The sequence below is a fragment of the Acidimicrobiales bacterium genome, assembly GCA_041394185.1.
Lineage (GTDB): Bacteria > Actinomycetota > Acidimicrobiia > Acidimicrobiales > Poriferisodalaceae > JAAETH01.
Genome location: JAWKIQ010000002.1, coordinates 479,157 through 496,881, shown reverse-complemented (window position 1 = coordinate 496,881; position 17,725 = coordinate 479,157). Strand labels below are relative to the sequence as shown.

Annotated in this window: 14 protein-coding genes; 10 read left to right on the top strand and 4 right to left on the bottom strand. The window is 66.1% G+C overall.

The window, feature by feature from the left end; genetic code table 11:
• Positions 1 to 3: 3 nt before the first annotated feature.
• Positions 4 to 771: a DNA-formamidopyrimidine glycosylase family protein gene (locus R2770_09840; protein MEZ5280765.1), complete on the top strand. Its 768-nt coding sequence runs from the start codon at positions 4 to 6 to the stop codon at positions 769 to 771.
• 1 nt (position 772) lies between these two features.
• On the opposite strand, the gene R2770_09835 is transcribed toward R2770_09840, so the two are convergent.
• From R2770_09835 to R2770_09825, 3 genes are read right to left on the bottom strand one after another with little or no spacing between them, the layout of a single operon-like run.
• Positions 773 to 1,168: a pyridoxamine 5'-phosphate oxidase family protein gene (locus tag R2770_09835; protein MEZ5280764.1), complete on the bottom strand. Its 396-nt coding sequence runs from the start codon at positions 1,166 to 1,168 to the stop codon at positions 773 to 775.
• Positions 1,169 to 1,177: 9 nt separating this feature from the next.
• Complete coding sequence (locus R2770_09830) at positions 1,178 to 3,721, bottom strand: FtsX-like permease family protein (protein ID MEZ5280763.1); 2,544 nt, start codon at positions 3,719 to 3,721, stop codon at positions 1,178 to 1,180.
• 4 nt (positions 3,722 to 3,725) lie between these two features.
• Entirely contained in the window at positions 3,726 to 4,475 is a 750-nt protein-coding gene (locus R2770_09825) for an ABC transporter ATP-binding protein (protein MEZ5280762.1), read from the bottom strand.
• Positions 4,476 to 4,577: 102 nt separating this feature from the next.
• Here R2770_09825 and R2770_09820 point away from each other — a divergent pair, with 102 nt between their 5' ends.
• The 8 genes from R2770_09820 (at position 4,578) to R2770_09785 (ending at position 16,723) form a co-directional block, all read left to right on the top strand.
• Positions 4,578 to 8,105 carry an adenylate/guanylate cyclase domain-containing protein gene (locus tag R2770_09820; GenBank protein MEZ5280761.1) on the top strand — a complete coding sequence of 1,176 codons (3,528 nt, stop codon included), beginning with the start codon at positions 4,578 to 4,580 and terminating at the stop codon, positions 8,103 to 8,105.
• A gap of 32 nt (positions 8,106 to 8,137) precedes the next feature.
• The gene (locus R2770_09815; GenBank protein MEZ5280760.1) at positions 8,138 to 8,998 is read left to right on the top strand and encodes a 3-hydroxybutyryl-CoA dehydrogenase; all 861 of its coding nucleotides are present in this window, start codon (positions 8,138 to 8,140) and stop codon (positions 8,996 to 8,998) included.
• Positions 8,995 to 9,609 (top strand): HAD family phosphatase, encoded by a 615-nt coding sequence (locus R2770_09810; GenBank protein MEZ5280759.1) that lies wholly within the window; start codon positions 8,995 to 8,997, stop codon positions 9,607 to 9,609. Before R2770_09815 ends, R2770_09810 begins: the two co-directional genes overlap by 4 nt.
• A 93-nt stretch (positions 9,610 to 9,702) precedes the next feature.
• Complete coding sequence (locus R2770_09805; GenBank protein ID MEZ5280758.1) at positions 9,703 to 10,728, top strand: phosphotransferase family protein; 1,026 nt, start codon at positions 9,703 to 9,705, stop codon at positions 10,726 to 10,728.
• Positions 10,729 to 10,758: 30 nt separating this feature from the next.
• A complete protein-coding gene (locus R2770_09800; GenBank protein ID MEZ5280757.1) occupies positions 10,759 to 11,469 on the top strand; it encodes a hypothetical protein in 711 nt (236 codons plus the stop codon).
• Between the two features lie 5 nt (positions 11,470 to 11,474).
• A complete protein-coding gene (locus R2770_09795; GenBank protein ID MEZ5280756.1) occupies positions 11,475 to 12,785 on the top strand; it encodes a trypsin-like peptidase domain-containing protein in 1,311 nt (436 codons plus the stop codon).
• A gap of 75 nt (positions 12,786 to 12,860) precedes the next feature.
• Complete coding sequence (locus R2770_09790) at positions 12,861 to 14,039, top strand: metallophosphoesterase (protein ID MEZ5280755.1); 1,179 nt, start codon at positions 12,861 to 12,863, stop codon at positions 14,037 to 14,039.
• On the top strand, positions 14,036 to 16,723 hold the full coding sequence (locus R2770_09785) for an AAA family ATPase (protein MEZ5280754.1): 2,688 nt from the start codon (positions 14,036 to 14,038) through the stop codon (positions 16,721 to 16,723). Before R2770_09790 ends, R2770_09785 begins: the two co-directional genes overlap by 4 nt.
• Here the strand turns inward: R2770_09785 and R2770_09780 are convergent.
• A complete protein-coding gene (locus tag R2770_09780; GenBank protein MEZ5280753.1) occupies positions 16,706 to 17,101 on the bottom strand; it encodes a hypothetical protein in 396 nt (131 codons plus the stop codon). The genes R2770_09785 and R2770_09780 overlap by 18 nt on opposite strands.
• 178 nt (positions 17,102 to 17,279) lie before the next feature.
• Here R2770_09780 and R2770_09775 point away from each other — a divergent pair, with 178 nt between their 5' ends.
• Positions 17,280 to 17,714, top strand: a complete 435-nt coding sequence (locus tag R2770_09775) for a hypothetical protein (GenBank protein MEZ5280752.1) — start codon at positions 17,280 to 17,282, stop codon at positions 17,712 to 17,714.
• Positions 17,715 to 17,725 lie beyond the last annotated feature (11 nt).

The window sequence follows — 17,725 nt, the reverse complement described above, 5'->3', positions numbered from 1 at the left end:
CCGGTGCTGGTCGGTCAGCCGGTCACCGATCTGCGGGTGCACCGCAATCGCAAGAAGGGCCCTCGCAGGGGGGTTGGTGTGGCTGCGGTCGAGGCTCGCGGCAAGCACCTGCTGATCACCTTCGACGACGGTGTCGTGTTGCACACACACCTTCAGATGACCGGGGTATGGCACCTATACAAAGCCGGCGAACGCTGGCGGCGCAGCCCTGGCGCCATGCGGGCGCTGGTTCAGGTGCCCGACGCCGTGGCGGTGTGCTTCTCGGCGCCAACAGTGGGCCTTTATCACCCCGAAGAGCCGGGGCTCAGGCCGTGGCAGCGGATCGGCCCCGACCTGTGTCTGCCCGACTGCGACTTCGACCAGATTGCCGTCAACCTCGAACGCTCCGACGGATCACGCCAGATGGCCGACGTATTGCTCGATCAGGCGATCGCTGCCGGAATCGGCAACGTCTACAAGTCTGAAGCGCTGTGGTTCGAACGCGTATCGCCCTTTGCCCGGCTCGACAGCCTCGACGAGCAAGCCCGATCGGGCCTGTATCAGCGGGCGTCGCGGCTGCTGCGCCAGAACCTCGGCCGGGCCAAACGGCGAACGCTCGGCAATGGACTGGCTGTATATGGCCGTGGGGGGCGCGACTGCCCTCGTTGCCGCGCCACGGTCTCGTCGGTCGAACACGGCGATGACCTGTTGCGCGTCTCGTATTGGTGTCCCCGATGTCAGCCCGCCACCACCGACCCCGCTCTGGGTCATGGCAACGCTGCTGGGGAATGATTCAGGCTCGGCCCAGGACGGCGTCGACGGTGATCTCTATAGCGACGCGGTCGGGTCGCTGCTTGGGGTCGCGGTATCTCTCGCCATATCGGCGCATGGCCTCGGCGCATCGTTGTGGATCTGATGTACCCACTGCGCGGCCTTGAAGCGTCAGCCACCGCCCACCGTCGACTTGGCACAAGGTGACGTCTGTAGGCGCCGCTTCGATCAGCTGGTACTTGACCGAGGCTGCGAACGTTATGACCCTGGCCAGCCCGGCGTCGGCATCCCAGGTGAAGCCCACCGGTGTCACGTGTGGCGCCGCCCCGGGCCGGGGTATCGACAGCGTCGCCAGATGCCGTTCGGCGAGAAAGTTGATCACGCCTTCGGGAAGGTCGGTGGGGTCGAATCGCGCCATCGCCTGCCCCTACTGGTAGCTGATCGCTTCGAGGATGTTCATTCGTGCGGCCCTGATGGCGGGGTACAGGCCCGCGACCATGCCGCCCAGGCCGGCGAGGATGGCATACAGAACCAGCGAACCCCACGGCACTGCGAACGTGTTGACGACCGAATCGGGAAGCGCCACCACGGCCGCCCAACCGAACACCAAACCCAGAACGGTGCCCAGAATGGCTCCGAACACGGCGATCAGCACGGCCTCCCAGCGCACCATCGAGCGAACCTGGCGAGCCGTCATGCCAACGGCCCGGAGCATGCCGATCTCGCGGGTGCGCTCGACAACCATCAGGGTCATCGTGATCAAGATGCCGAGGATCGCGATCACGAAGGCAAACAGCAAGAACACGTTGATCACGATGAGCATGCCGTCGACCTGGGCCTCCTGGCTGGCCAGGAACTCGGTGCGGTCCTGGATCTGAATCTGTGGGAAGTCCTCGGCCACGGCTTCTATTGCAGCGCGAGCTGCCTGCGCGTCGACTCCGTCGGCAGACTTGCCCATCACGAACAGGTCCGAGTCGAGGGAGAAGAACCGGTCCCAGGTGGCCAGATCTATCGCCCAGTTGTCGAGGATCTGGGCGTCTTCGTAGACCGCGGCTACAGGCATCTCGACGGACTCGCCCGAGGCGAATTCGACCGTTATCGAGTCGCCTGCTGTCACGCCCAGGTCTCTGGCCGGGTCCTGGTGCAGCGCAATCGACAGCGGTGGCGCGTCGGAGAACGATCCGCTGATCACCGATGCATCGATCATGCCGTCGAGTTGATCGAAGTTGGTGGCGATGACGTTCTTGATGTCGCCGTCCACCCTGATGTTGCCGAACCTGAAGGCGGCCACCTGTCCGAACTCGTCGGTGTCACGAAGCCGTTCGGCGAACCCGGCACCGAAGCCTCCGTTGCCGAACCCATTGGGCTGGGCGATGAAGTCGGCGGTGACCGACTCGTCCAAGATGCTCGAGATCGTGTCCTTCAACGACTGGCCGAACACCGAGGCGCCGACCGTCAGCGCCAAGCCGATCATCAACGCACCGGCGGCCGCGGCCGTGGTGCGCGCCGAGCGGGCGCTGTTTTGTTGAGCGAGCAGGCCCGACACCTTGAGCCACGGCAGCTTCTTGAGTGGCGACCCGACAGCGCTGACGATGGGTGCGGCGAACAGGGGGCTCAGCGTGGTGACGCCCACAAATACCAGGACCGACCCGAACCCCAGCGCAACCGCGAGCCCTATGCCCGATACGGCCCCTCCCAGGCCCAGGGCCATCAACACGGCGCCGAAGACCGTCAAGATCGCGCCGACGATCAGCCGAGCGCGCGGCCGATCTGGGATGTGGAAGCCCTCTTGCACCGCTGCCGCGGGCGGAACGCGGCCGGCGTGGAACGCCGGAAGCAACGAGGCCGCGATGGTCACACCCAGGCCGATGATGAAGGCGGTGACGACGGTCAGCGGTGCGATGTTGATGTCGAACTCGGGCAGGCTGAACCCGGCCGCGTTCATCAGTGCTCGAGCCACCCATGCCAGGCCTGCTCCCACACCGATTCCCAGGACCGATGCGATGAGGCCGATGGTTACTGCCTCGGTCAGCACCGAGCCGCGAATCTGTGACGTGGTCGCCCCGATTGCTCGCATCAAAGCCAGCTCTCGAAGGCGTTGGCCAATGGTGATGTTGAAGATGTTGGTGATCAGGAACGCCGCTACCAGCAGCGATACCAGGCCAAAGCCGGTGAAGAACCAGCCGAGGGCATCGATGATCACGCCGAAATCGGCCTGGTCCTCGGCTACGACGGCCTCGGTCGTGACGGCTTCGGCGTTGTCTGGCAGAACCTCTTGAATGCGGCTGGCGAGGGTGGCTGGCGCAACCCCTTCCTCGGCGCGAACCGAGATCGTCTGCAGCAGACCCTCGGTGTCGGTGAGCTCGCGGAACTCGTCGAAGTCGTAGGCCGTCAGCACCGCCCCCAGAAGGGCGTTCTCGTCGCCGAAGGTCATCAGGCCCGACAGCGTGAACTGCTGGCGGCCTTCGGGGAAGATGATGTCGTAGGTCTGGCCGATCTGGAAGTCGTGGAGTTCGGCCGAGTCGATGTCGATCACGAACTCGCCCCTCTGGGGGGCAGAGCCCTCGGTCAGGGTCACGGGCGACATCGAGGAGTCGGACCACGTGACGCCCAGCAACGGTGGGCCGAACGTCGGCAGCGGCTCGCCGTCGGAATCGATGGGGATGATTCCGGGGAACCCGACACCGGCCATGGCGTCTGCAACGCCGTCGACGCCCTCTACGAGGCCCAGCACCGACTCGTCGAACACCGGGTCGTCCTGGAAGTCGCTTTCCGAGAACTCGACGTAGCCCCGCACCTCTACGTCGACCTGGGCGTTGATGTCTTCGATCAGGCCGTTGAAGGTCTCCTTGAGGCCGTCGCGAAGCACGAAGCTGGCCACGACGAACGAAACGCCCAGAAGTACTGCAAGTGTTGTGAGGAGGAACCGGACCAGGTGGCCCCTGATCCCTTTGAGGGTTATTCGGAGCATTGGTTCACGCGTCCAGCGACTTGATGCGATCGATGATCGCGTCGACGTCGGGGTCCGAGATGTCGTCGACTATGTGGCCATCGGCGAGGAACACCACCCGGTCGGCGTAGGAGGCCGCATTGGGGTCGTGGGTGACCATGATGATGGTCTGGCCGTACTGGTCGACGGCCATGCGCATGAAGTCGAGGATCTGGTGGCCGCTTCGGCTGTCGAGGTTGCCGGTGGGCTCGTCGGCGAAGATGATGTAGGGCCTGCTCGCCAATGTGCGCGCAACCGCTACGCGCTGTTGCTGGCCACCCGATAGTTCGTTGGGACGATGGCTCATGCGGTCGGCCAGGTCGACGTGGTCGACCACCGTCTTCAGCCATTCCTCGTCGACGGCCTCGCCGGCCAGCAACTGGGGCAGGGTCATGTTCTCGCGGGCCGTCAGCGTGGGTATCAGGTTGAACGCCTGGAAGATGAAGCCGACCCGATCTCGGCGCAGCAGCGTGAGCTGGCGCCGCGACAGTGATCCCAACTCGGTCTGGTCGATGTACACAGACCCAGAGGTCAGCTCGTCGAGGCCGGCCATGCAGTGCATCAGGGTCGACTTGCCAGAGCCCGATGGGCCCATCACGGCCGTGAACTCGCCAGCGAAGAACTCGACGTCGATGCCGTCGATGGCCCGCACCGCCGTGTCTCCATAGCCATAGATCTTCGTGGCCCCGACAGCCCGGGCAGCAGCCGTTCGAGTCGAGGTTGAGGTGGTGGTCATTCGAGGTCTCCTCCCGCCACACTGGCGACCGCTCAGACGCTACCTCTGATGGTGGTGGTTTTCGCTCGGCTTTCGGATGCACCACCTCTCTAGACTGGTGACATGCCATGTCCCTCATGCGGTTCAGCAGTGCCCGCAGGCGCCCGGTTTTGCCCTGCCTGTGGTCACCTGCTCGTGCTGTCCGAAGAGCGGCGTGTGGTCACGGTCCTGTTCGCGGATCTGGTGGGGTTCACCGCCCTGTCCGAGCGCGCCGATCCCGAATTCGTCAAACATCTGATCGACAGGTGCTTCGAGCGCCTGGTCGCCGACATCACGGCTTTCGGCGGAACCGTCGACAAGATCGTCGGCGACGCCGTGGTGGCTCTGTTCGGTGCGCCCAGGGCCCACGAAGACGACGCCGAGCGTGCGGTGCGCGCCGCGCTTCGGATGCAACGCAGCCTGGTCGACGTGACGTCCGATGTCGGCGTAGAGATCAAGATGCGCATCGGCATCAACACCGGCGAGGTCCTGGTCGGAGCGATCGGCGCCGGTGGCGACTACACCGCCATGGGTGACACGGTGAACCTGGCGTCGCGACTCGAATCGATGGCCGAGCCGGGCGAGATACTCGTTGGGCCTGCTACCCGCGACGCCACCGCCGACGCCATCGAGTTCGAGCCTCGCGGAACGGTGAAGATCCGTGGCCGTGACGACGAGACAGCCGTCTGCGTCGCGGTGGGTGAGTTGCGGCCTCCAGGCAGGATGAGGCGTTCGGTCAACGCACCCCTGGTCGGTCGGGGCCCCGAGCGCAAGCATCTCAGCGCTGCCATCGACGCGTCTGTCGAACGTCGCAGGGCCCACCTGATTTCGATCTTGGGCGAAGCCGGCCTGGGCAAGACCCGCCTGGCCGAAGAGGTCGCCGCCGACTGCGAGGTTCGCCACGACGCCCTCGTCCTCGAGGGGCGTGTGTTGCCTTACGGCGAGACCAACCCTTATCGACCCATCGGCGAGGCCCTCGGAGCGGCCTTCGAAATCGACCCCGGCGATTCACAACAAGCCGCGTCCCAGAGGGTGTGGGCGATCGTTCGCAAACTCATCGGGCCCGCCGCCGACTCGTCCGACATCGACATGGCGGCGCGAGCGGTCATGTACGCCCTCGGTTATGACAACACCGAGGGTCCAGACCCCGGACGCAGGCGAGACGAACTCAGCGCCGGGCTGGCGTTGCTGTTCGACGCGGCCATGTCCCGGCGCCCTCTGGTGTTGGCCCTGGGCGATCTTCACTGGGCCGACCACAGACTCCTCGAACTGCTCGAAGAGTTGTTGGCGTCGCTGATTCAGTCGCCTTTCATCATCTTGACCACCGCCCGTTGGGTCATCGACGAAGAGCGCTGGGTGGCACCCCCCGGACGGCACAACACATCGGTCGTCAACCTTGTGCCCCTTGGCCGCGACGCGTCTGCCGAACTCGTGCGCTCGTTGTTGGGCAACGAGGTCGACGAGCGCCTCATCGACGTCATCTACGAGCGCAGCGGAGGCAACCCGTTCTTCCTCGAAGAACTCTCGGCCCTGTTGCGCGATGCTGACGGTGCCAGCCGCCGGGATCTCACCGAACGGCTCACCACCCTGCCCGACACACTCAGGGGGCTCGTGGCTGCCAGGCTCGACGCCCTCGACCCTGACGAACGTCGAATGGTCGACGACGCCGCGGTCATCGGCCGCTCTGGCCCGGTGTACGCACTGCTGATAATGGCTGCGGGTGAGGGCAACCAGAACCCCGAGCACACGTTTGGCCGTCTGGTCGACAAGGACGTGTTCGCCACCGAGGCCGACCGCTGGCTGTTTCGTTCCGAGGCCGTGCGCGACCTGGCCTACACGACTCTCACCAAGACGCGCAGGGCGGTCACCCACTACGGCATCGCCCAATGGCTCGACAGCCACACCGAAGCCAACCGCAAGGCGGGCGAGATCGCCGCGGTGGCCAGGCACTACAGCGCGGCTGCCCAGCTGTACGTCGAGATGGCCGGCATCAGCGATCTTCCGTCGAACATCGTCGACGTTGCCATCGCCAGCCTCGTAGAGGCCGGGTCCAGGGCCAGCGCGCGCGACTCGCACCTGATCGCAGGTCGCATGTATGCCGAAGCTCTGGGCTTGGTAGGCCCCGACGACCCCCGTCGCGCCGAGATCGCGATCGGTCGTGCCAAGGCTCGTGTTGGTCTTCGCGAGCTTGCGGGTGCCACGACCGATGCACAAGAAGCCCAACGGGTCGCCTCGATGCACGGCGATGACAGGTGCGTGGCGTCGGCCACGACGCTGCTGGGTGAGATCTCAACCCTGGGTGGCGACCCGCGCCGCGGCGAACAACTGTTGGACGAGGCCATCGAGCTATGGCGCCGCCTCGACGATCCTGCCGAGGTGGCCGAGACATTGCGCCTTCACGGCATGGCGCACATGTCTCTGGGCGAACGCCTGAATGCCGAGCAAGACTTTCTCGAGGCCCTCAACGTCTTCGTCGAACTCGGAGACTCGACAGGCGAGGCCTGGTGCCAGCAGAACCTGGCCTGGCTGTCGTTCGAGAGCGGCCGCATGGCCGAAGCAACGAAACGAATCGACCGATCCATCGAACTGTTCGCCCAAAACGACGACGCCGGCGGGCTGGGCTGGGCGTTGGGCTTGTCTGCGTTCCTGATGTTCCACACCGGCGAGAGCGCCGAGGCCGAAACCACCGCGTCGATGGTGCTCGAAGAAGCGCTCAAGCGTGGCGACCGATTCGGCGAGACCATGATGCGGCTGCTGTTGGCGACCATCGCTTTGTGGCGTGGCGAATGTCGCAAGGCGGTCGACGCCGGCCGAGAGGCGTTGGTGACGCTTCGCGACATCGAATCGGTGTTCGGCCAGGTTCAGGCGCTGGCCACCCTGTCCAGGGCTCATGCAGCCATGGGCGAGCTGGAAGCCAGCCGCGAGTGCATAGAAGAGGCGCTGACCTTGGCAGAGAACGAGCCTGGTACGCCCCAGCTCGATCTCGCTCTGATGGTCGCCGGAGCGGCCTCGGCCCAGATGGGTTTGGCCGAGCGGGCCAGGGAGTACCTCGACCAGGTCGGCGACGATCCCGATGGGCCGAACATTCTGGGCAGCACCGATCGTCAGGTCACCCGCGCCCTGGCCAGCCTTCAGCTCGGCGAACTCGACCAGGCCACCGAGATCCTCGCTGCCCTCGACCGCAACGGCGAACGAGGTGACTATCACGGGTGCGTTCACGCGTTGGCCGCCGTGAGCCGGGGCGATATCGATGACGCATTGGCCAGTGCCGAGAAGGTTCGGAGTTCGGCCAAGGCGACCTACCTAGACCGCAGGTCTGCCAACATCGCCCGAGCTCTGGCCTTTGCCCGCGCCGGGCGCGTCGAAGACGCCGAGGATGCCTTCGACGAGGCCACCGAAATGATCGACCAGACCGAGTCGCGCCTGTCGCAGGCCGTCGTGCGTCTCAGCCAGGCGGTTGCCTACGAGTTCTTGGGGCATCCCGAGGCCGTCGTGGCCCGAGCCATAGCCGAGATGTCGCGCGATTCGCTCGGCGTCAGCCTTGCCGGCTGGGAAGCCCTGTTTCGCAACGCTTTGGGGGTCGGCGCTCACAAGGCGCACGAAGCCGGCTGATCCCAGCCCCGCCGTGTGACATCGTATTCGCCATGTCATTCGAAAAAGTCGGAGTAGTCGGCTGCGGCCTCATGGGTTCCGGTATCGCAGAGGTTTGTGCCAGGGCGGGCCTCGATGTCTTGGTGGCCGAATCGTCGCCCGCAGCCGTCGAGGCCGGGGCAGCCCGGATCGAGAAGTCGCTCGGTCGTGCCGTGCGAGCCCAGAAGATGTCAGAGGACGAGATGGCGGCTGCAATGGCCAACATCAGGTTCACCGACGACATGGCGCAGATGGCCGATCGACAACTCGTCGTCGAAGCTGTGGTCGAGGACGAGGCCGCCAAGGTGGCGGTCTTCCAATCTCTCGATCAGGTGGTCGAGAGTCCCGATGCGGTTCTGGCGTCGAATACCTCGTCGATTCCGATCATGAAGCTGGCGATGGCTACCAAGCGCCCCCAGCAAGTCGTGGGTGTCCACTTCTTCAACCCGGTGCCGGTGATGGGTTTGGTAGAGCTGGTCACGTCGTTGCTCACCGGCGACGAAACCGCCCAACGATGCCGCGACTTCGCTTCGGACGTGTTGGGCAAGCGGGTCATCGACTCGCAAGATCGGGCCGGGTTCGTAGTCAACGCCCTGCTCATCCCCTACCTGCTGTCGGCGATTCGGATGATGGAGTCGGGCTTCGCCAGCGCCGAAGACATCGATGCGGGCATGGTTCTCGGTTGCAACCACCCCATGGGCCCGCTGGCATTGGCCGACCTGATCGGTCTGGACACGACCATGGCTGTTGCCGAGTCGTTGTACGAAGAGTTCAAAGAGCAGCTGTATGCCCCGCCGCCCTTGCTCTCGCGCATGTGCGACGCTGGCCTGCTGGGTCGCAAGTCGGGGCGCGGCTTCTACGTCTACGACCGTTGAACCAGCCCGCGGTCCAGGCCGTGGTGTTCGACCTCGGCAACGTCTTTGTCGAGTGGAGTCGCGAGCGGCTCTACGAACCCTTGATCCCCGACCCTGATGAACGCCGCCGGTTTCTCGACAACGTGCTGACGGCCGATGTCAACATGCGGCTCGATGCGGGCGAGACGTTCGAACACGTTCTGGGCGAGCTGGCGGCCAAACACCCCGACCAGCGAGACCTGGTGCTTGCCTTCGAGTCCGACTGGGAGCGTTCCCTCGGGTTGGTCGACGAACAGATGGTCGAGCTTCTCGCCGAACTGCGCGGACGGCTGCCGGTATTGGCGCTGACCAACTGGTCGGCCCAGACCTTTCCGGTGGCCCTATCGCGTTTCGAGTGGCTCGGCTGGTTCGACGCACACGTGGTCAGCGGCCGCGAGCGCGTCACCAAACCCGACCCTTCGATCTACCGCATCTTGTGCGAACGCCACCGCGTGCGGCCGGGTCATGTGTGGTTCACCGACGATTCGCACGCCAATGTCGAAGCGGCCCGGAGCCAGGGCTGGAGAGCCGAGCTGTTCGTCGACGCCGCCACTGCGCGCGTCCACCTGAGCGACTTGGGTGTGCTGGGCTGAGGGTCCGCCCGACAGCGCGGGATGTGACCTAGCGACGCCGCGCCTGCTAGACGAATGCCCTACGGCGGTCGACGACTTCATTGCGAGGGGAACGTGAACGAAAAGGCCATTCCGGCAGGAATCGACGCTGGTCGCGTCAGTGACTGGCTCGACTCCAACGTCGACGGCGTGCAGGGTCCCTACGAGTTCGCGCTCATCGCAGGCGGCCACTCGAACCTTACGTTTTCCGTACAACCCGCCGACGGCCCAACGCTGGTGCTCAGACGGCCCCCGCTTGGGCATGTCCTGGCCACGGCCCACGACATGGAACGCGAACACAAGATCATCACCGGCGTGGGTCTGACCGACGTGCCCGTGCCTGTGACGATGGGGCTTTGTGTAGACAACGAGGTGAATGGTGCTCCGTTCTATGTGATGCGCCACGTGTCAGGCCCCGTGCTGCACTCCGACGTAGAGGCGGCGGCAATGCCCGAGGCCGAGCGAACCGCCCTGGGCGCAGACGTGATTGAGGTGTTGGCGCGGCTGCACTCGGCCGAACCCGACGACATAGGCCTGGGCGATCTGGGCAAGCGTGAGGACTACATCGGTCGGCAGCTGCGCAGGTGGACCCGCCAGTGGGAGAACTCCAAGACACGCGAACTACCCGAGATGGAGGAGGCGCAGCGTCTGCTGACCGAGAGCCAGCCCGAGCAGGTTGGTGCGGCCATCGTCCACGGTGACTATCGCCTCGGCAACATGATCGTCGGCGATGGTCGTGTCAGGGCGGTCCTCGACTGGGAGCTGTGCACCCTGGGTGACCCACTCGCCGACGTCGGTTATCTGATGAACAACTGGGTCGGCCCGGGCGAGGAGGTCGCCGGCAGCAGCGGCCCCACCATCGTCGGCGGTTTCGGCGAGCGCGACGCCCTGCTGGCCCGCTACCAGGAACTCACGGGGCGCGATGTGTCGGGAATCGACTATTACCGCGCCTTTTCGTACTGGCGGCTTGCGGCCATCGTCGAAGGAGTGCTCAAGCGCTACCTCGAGGGTGCGATGGGCGACAGCGACGGCGACACCGACAACTTCCGTCAGAACGTCGAGAATCTCGCCAACCGGGCCTTGAGTCTGCTTCGCCCTTGAAATCGGGTTTCGATCGTCCGATGGAGTCGGGTGATCGAGACCTCGGTACGCCATCCGCGCCTCATCGCCCTGCTGGCAGGGTTGGTTGCTGTTGTCGCGGCTGTGTCGCTGATCGGACCCCGCGGCAGCTCTGTCGTAGGCGTCTCGGATGCCGGCGCCGACGATGGTGGTGAAACCACCGCGGTCTCAGAGTCAACTTCGACGACCGTGACGGACGACGACGGTGTGGTGCTCACTGCGCCCGGCGAGCTCGTATCGGTCATCGAAGGGCCGATATCGACCAGCGCGGGCACTGGGAATGTCGGAGTCGCCGGCACGCCGCCGGGGTCCACGGCCGCTCCCTCGACCTCAGGACCTCCGGCGGCGACCGGCGATGTATCGGTGACCACGACAGCCGCAACCCAGCCTCCTCAGCAGTCGAGCACCACCGTCTCGTCGACCGACCAGACCTCGTCGACGCTGCCCAGCACCACGGTGCCGGCGACCACCGCCGGCTCTGGTTCGGCCAGCACCAGCACGGTTGTGGAGGCGGCCGCCGTGGTCGACGATCCGGCCAGGGCGCTTCTCGCCGCTCCCGAGATGGCGGGTTCTACCCGCGGCTCGGATCAGGCGGGCTCGGCCGACGGGCTGGTCGCCCAGATCGGCACGCGCGACACCAACTCGGTGCCATGGATGCTGCTGATCGCTGCGAACTTCGGGATTGCGATCTTCGCACTGGTGTTGTTGCGACTTCGACGCTGATCGCAATGGACGACGATCGCCCCGAAGCTCCCGAGCACAGCGAAGACGCCTCCGATGGGGCGTCGACTCGGTTCTTCTCGGTGGTTACCGACGGCTCCGATTCCCGCCAGGAATTGCCGGCTGCGGACGCAGAGACCTCGCCTGAGACAGTCGGTGACGCTGACGGCGGTGACGGGGTCGTCGAAGACGCCAGCATCTCGCCCCAGGCCCAAAGCCCAAACGCGTTCGCCGACGAACCATTCGTCGACGATGGCGACGATCTGGTGGGCGCATTCAGAACCGATCGTCGGCCGGGGTTCCTGACCGGGGTCGTCTTGGGTTCAGCCGTGGGCGCGGTGGTCGCTGCAGTCGTCGCTGCGCTGGTTTTGGTCGTGTTCGGCCCCTCGTCCACCGGGCTCGACGTCAAGGAGGTCCTGACCGAGATCGAACCAGCGGTAGTGCGCATCTCCATTGGTTCCGACGGGGTTGAAGGGATCGGTGCCGGCACCGGCTTCTTCATCGACTCCGAGGGGACGGTTGTGACCAATGCCCACGTGGTCGAGGACGCCGATTCCATCACGGCCGAGTTGAGCGACGGGCGAGTGTTCGTGGCCGAGTTGCTGGGGTCCGACCCGACCCGAGATCTGGCGGTCGTGCGTATCGACGTCGGTGAGCCCACGGTTCCGGCTCGGCTGGGCTCGAGTCAGGATGTCTCTGTCGGCGACCCTGTCGTGGCGATAGGCAACGCCTTGGGCTTGGCGGGCGGTCCCACCGTCACAACGGGCATCGTGTCGGCTCTTCATCGCACCGTCCCCACCGAGTCGGCGCGGCTCACCAACGTCATCCAGACCGATGCAGCGATCAACCCCGGCAACTCCGGCGGTCCGCTCGTCAACTCGCACGGCGAGGTCATAGGAATCTCCACGGCCATCGCCGGCGACGCCGAGGGCATCGGGTTCGCCATATCCATCGACCACGCCCGCCCGGTGATCGACTCGCTGGTGGTCGGTATCGTTCCCACGCGACCGCTGCTCGGCGTGCGGGTAACCGATGTGGCCCGTATCGACGAGGCAGACCGCGAGGAACTGGGCCTGACGGTCGACTCGGGTGCGGTGGTGGTCGAGGTCACCGATGGAGAGGCGGCCGATCTCGCCGGGATCCAGGTCGGAGACGTGATCGTCGGCTTTCGAGAAGACCAGATCGAAACCGCCGCCGAACTGGTGGCTGCTGTCGCCGGCAGCCGCGTCGGCATGTCTGTCGAGGTCGACATAGTGCGCGGGGCCCAGAGCCTTTCCACCCAGGTGAATCTGGGTGAGATTCTGGGCGCGGGAGGCTGACCCTGACGGTCCGGTTCGCGGCGCGCGGTCGGGTAACCACCTGAATGTCACAGGGGGTTGCTACGTTTCGAGACGATGCAACCGACCGATGCGACACCCGCTGAGTCTGCTTCCGCCGCCGGGCGGCCCACCCTCGCCGGCACGTTCGTCGCGCTCGGCGACCTCCATCTCGACACACCGTTCGCCTGGGCGCCCGCGTCGGTCGGCCGCCTTCGTCGCAACGATCTGCGCGATGCCCTCGAGGCCTCGGTGGCGCTGTGCGAAACCGCAGGCGCCGACGCCCTGTTGCTCGCCGGCGACATCTACGAACACGACCGCATCACCCCCGACACCGCCCGCTTCATCACCCGCGTGCTCAACCGGTGTAGTTGTCGGGTCCTGGTTGCTCCCGGCAACCACGACTGGCTCTCGCCCTCCAGCGTCTGGGCTACCGCAGACTTCGACGATCACGTGCATGTGTTCGATGGGCGATCCCTCGAGCCCGTCAGGATCGCAGGCGTCACCGTCTGGGGGGCTGCTCATCACAGCCCTTCGGGCACGCCCGGGTTTCTCGACGATTTCCGCGTGCGCGGTGAGGGCCCTCATCTCGGGCTGTTCCACGGGTCGGAAAAGGCTGGGTTCTCCATCGAAGATCGCGACCAGTCGGGTCGCTCCAAACAACCACATGCTCCTTTCGAGGCATCGCAGATTCCCCGGTCGGGTCTCGCTCACGCCGTCGTCGGCCACTTCCATCGGCGGCGCGAGGCCACCCATCACACGTATCCGGGCAATCCGGCGCCGCTGGCTTTCGGCGAGCAGGGCGGTGGGGGAGCGGTGGTGTTGGGTGTCACGCCCGCTGGCGCGGTCGAGCGCGCCTGGCACAGCGTCAGCGCCCGCTCGATGCACGACGTCGAGATCGACGTCACGGGGTGCTTTGACGCCTCGGCCATTCGTGACGAGGTCGCATCCAAGACCGCCGGCTTGTCGGGCCTGGTTCGCCTGTCCCTCACCGGCGAGATCGATCAGTCGATCGAACTCGTCGACGACGACGTCGCGGCCGCCGTCAGCCCGACCATCGACCACGTCGTGGTCAGGCGTACCAAGCTGAGCCAAGCGCTCGACTTCACCACCCTTCAGGCCGAGGCATCGGTCAGGGGCCAGTTCGTGCGGTCGGTGCTCTACGACCAACGGCTCGACGAACAGACTCGATTTGCCGTTCTGGCTACGGGGTTGCGCGCACTCGATGGCCGCCGAGACCTGGATGTCAGCCGGTGAGGTTCAAGCGAGTAGAAGCCGAGGCCTTCGGCCCGCTCACGTCCGCGGCACTGGAATTCTCCGAGGGGCTGAACGTCGTATGGGGCCCCAACGAGGCCGCCAAATCGTCGTGGCACGGTGCCATGTATGCGGCCTTGTGCGGGCGCCGCCGTGGGCGGGGCGCATCGGTTCGCGACGAGGGATTCCGCAAGCGCCACCAGCCTTGGGATGGCGATGCCTGGGCGGTCGGCGCCGTGATCGAGCTCGACGACGGCCGCTCCATCAGGCTGGCTCACGACCTGGCCAACAAGCGCTCAGATGTCATCGACGCCCAGCTGGGACGTCCAGTCGCCGATGACATCGTTCACGATGGCGGCCCCGACGGTGCCCTGTGGCTCGGTCTCGACCGCACGACGTTTCTGGCCACAGCGTGTGTCAGGCAGGCCGACATCGCGGCGGTGGTCGACGACCCCGACGGCATTCGCGACCTCATGCAGAAGGCGGCGTCCACACTCGGCGGCGAGGTCACCGCGGCACAGGCCATCGACAGCCTCACCAGCTTTCGGCGAGAGGCGGTGGGCCTCGATCGCGCCAACGCGGTCAAGCCGCTCCGAAAGGCGGTCGAGGCCGTTGCCGAAGCCGAGGCACAACTCGACGCCGTTCGCGTCGCCCACGACGACTACCTGCGCCTGCTCGCCGAAGCAGACAGGGCGGCCGCTCGCGTCGATGCGTGCCGGGCCGATCTGGCGTCTGCACGTCGACTCGTTCGATACGAACAGGCCAAGCGGGTGGTGGCCGACGCGGCTGCCGTCAGCCGCCTTGCCGAGCGGCTCGGCGACGCCGAGGTCTCGGGCCCTGCCATCGACGACGCTCGCCTCGACGATCTCAACACCCTCGTAGCCAGGTGGCGGTCGGTCGAGTGGCCGAGTGCCTTCGAGGGCCCTTCGCTCGAAAGCATCATCGCCGAGATCGAGGCCATGCCGCCCGAGCCTTCGGGCCCAACCGAGCCTGCTCCGCAGGTCTTGGCCGCGGCGCAAGCACTCCATCAGGCCCGCAGCTCGCTGGCAGCGCTTCCCGAGGTTCCGCCCGTCGTAGGAGCCGAGGTCGAGCTTCTCGAAGAGGCCGAGCGACGCGCGGTTTTGGTCAGATCACCCGAGCCCACCGACGGTGGCGCACGCGCAGCGCTCGACGCTGCTCGCTTGGCGCTCGCAGATCGACGTCGCCACGAATCTCGCCGGCGCGTGGTTCTCGGGGCCGCAGCACTCGGCGCCGTGGGCGGCGTTGCCGCTGCAGGCCTGGGCTATTCGGTCATCGGTTTGGTCGCGGTCGTGGCCGCCATCGCTCTGGCCGTGGTGGTCTTCGGTCTGGGTGGCGGGTCTGACGGGCACGATGTCGCGGCCCTCGAAGCCGAAGTTGCCGCCTTCGACGAACGAATCCAGGCCCACAGGCTTCAGGTGCTGGAGGCGGCCGAGTGGCTGTCGAAGCGCGGATTTGTCGCAGACCCCGTGGATATCCGTCACCAGGCGTTCGCTCGCTCCGCGGCCGACTCAGAACGCGAGCGCTGGGCCCAAAGGGCCGACGAGCTTCGTCACGCCGAGCAACAAGCGATCGACGAGCTTCGTTCGGCCCTGATCGACGAGGGGATCTCGGTCGTCGATATCGACGATTCGCTCAGCCGCTACCTCGACGCGGTGCACGCCAACTCCCAGGTCACGAAGGCTCGCGAACGGCTTGGGCTGCTGGTCGAGCAGCGCCGTGAGCGACAGCGCGAGCAGCAGGTTCTGCACCGGTTCGAGTCTCTGGTCGACGAGGTTCGTCGGGCCGTCTTGGAGTTCCGGCCCCAGTTTCGCTCTGACACCCACCAGGGCTGGGGTGCCGAGTTGATCGACGTGGTCGACCAGCTGCGGGCCGCGCAGCGCGATCGCTCCGAGCTCGCCGGTGTACGGGCCAGGCTCGAGACGTTGCTACAGGGCAGGTCGGTGGCCGACGTCGAAGCCGCTGCCAACGAAGCTCGCGAGGTCCTGAACCAGCTCGACATGGGCTCCAACGCCGGGGCTGCCGACCGCATCGATCTAGACGAGCTCGGCCGAAGGCTCACCGATGCCGAGAAGACTCACTCCGAGCTTGGTGGTCGGCTCCGGTCCATCGACGGCGCGTCGGTCGATGTTGCCGGTGCCGAGGCATCCGTGGCCGAGGCCCGGCGCGAGCTGCAGAGGGTGCGGACGCTCGCCGACGTTCTCGACTACACCGTCGAGCATCTGGCCAAGGCCGAGTCCGAGGCCTTTCGCAGGGTGGCACCGCTCGTCGCCGAGAACGTCACCGAACACATCGCAAAGGTCACCAACGGTCGATACGTCGAGGCGCTGGTCGACCCCGAGGCGCTCGAGGTGACCGTTCGCGATGCGTCTGGTCGCTACCGGCCTGCGGGGGCTTTGTCGCACGGCACGACCGAGCAGATCTTCCTGCTGCTCAGACTGGCGATGGTGAAGGTGCTCACCAAGCCAGACGAGACGTGTCCTGTGCTCGTCGACGATGCGACTGTTCACGCCGACGACTCTCGAACCGAGGCCTTGCTCTCGCTGCTGCACGATGCATCGGCCGAACGTCAGATTGTCGTGTTCACCCAGGAGACCGCCGTGCTCGACTGGGCTCGGCGCAACCTGGGCCAGCGCGACAAGGTGATCGAGCTACTTGCCGCCAGCTGAAGGCGTTTTGTCAGGCTTGACGTCCATTCCCGGAAGCCCGCGCCTTGCCTTGCTCTTCTTGATGTCTCTCACCACCAGGAAGGCTAGCCCACCGAGGGCTACCACGATCACCCAGAAGGTGGCGACCTGGGCCGAACCGCCGCGGTCGCCGGCGTCCTCGGGAGGTTTGCCGGCCCCGGGGCGCGGCCCCAGTATCGACCCGACCCCGTCGGCCGACGGCACGGTCGTCGTCGTCACCACGGTTTGGTCGGTCTGATCGGGCGTTTGGGTCTCTTGGGCGCCGGCGACCGACTGCCCTGCGCCGAGCCCACCTACAACGACAACGCCTACGAGGAGGGCGACGGCAAGCATCGCCGCCGAGATGTGTCTAGCAGCCACGAGTCAGAGGCTATCGCCATCGTTGGCCCAGCGCGCCCTGGCGTTTACATCACACGTGTGCAAGAGTTCTGAACGGTGATTTGACGTGCAATCCAGTGCGCCGCAGGCCGGCAGTAGAGATCGCAATTCGAGAGGGCTCGCCGGCGTCGGCTTGGTCGCAGCCGTAGCTGGCTCGATCTTGGTTGCGTCCGTCCTGGCAATCATCGTCACCGACGCCGCACGCAGCGAGACACCAGACCCACCTCCCGCAGCTGAGCAGTCGACTACCACCGTGCAGCCGCCGGCAACAGAAGACCCGGCCACGGTCTCGACAGCCCCGGCGACGGCGCCCACCGAACCGCCCGCCCCACTCCCCAGCAGCACGACGACCACCGCCGCTCCCACGACCACCGCTGCGACCAGCTCGTCGGCCCCCAGCACCACACGTGCCAGCGGCCCAACGCCCACAACGGCGGCTTCTGCGCCCACCACCGACGTTCAGATGACGCTAGGGACCGTTGTTGTCGAAGAGGTGATCGAAGGCGATCAGTCGGGTGCCGGCGCAGACGTGTCGGGCGAACCGCCCATGACGCTTGGCACGGTGCCCGTCTCGGTGGTCGAACCCGAGGGCTGACCATCGGCGTC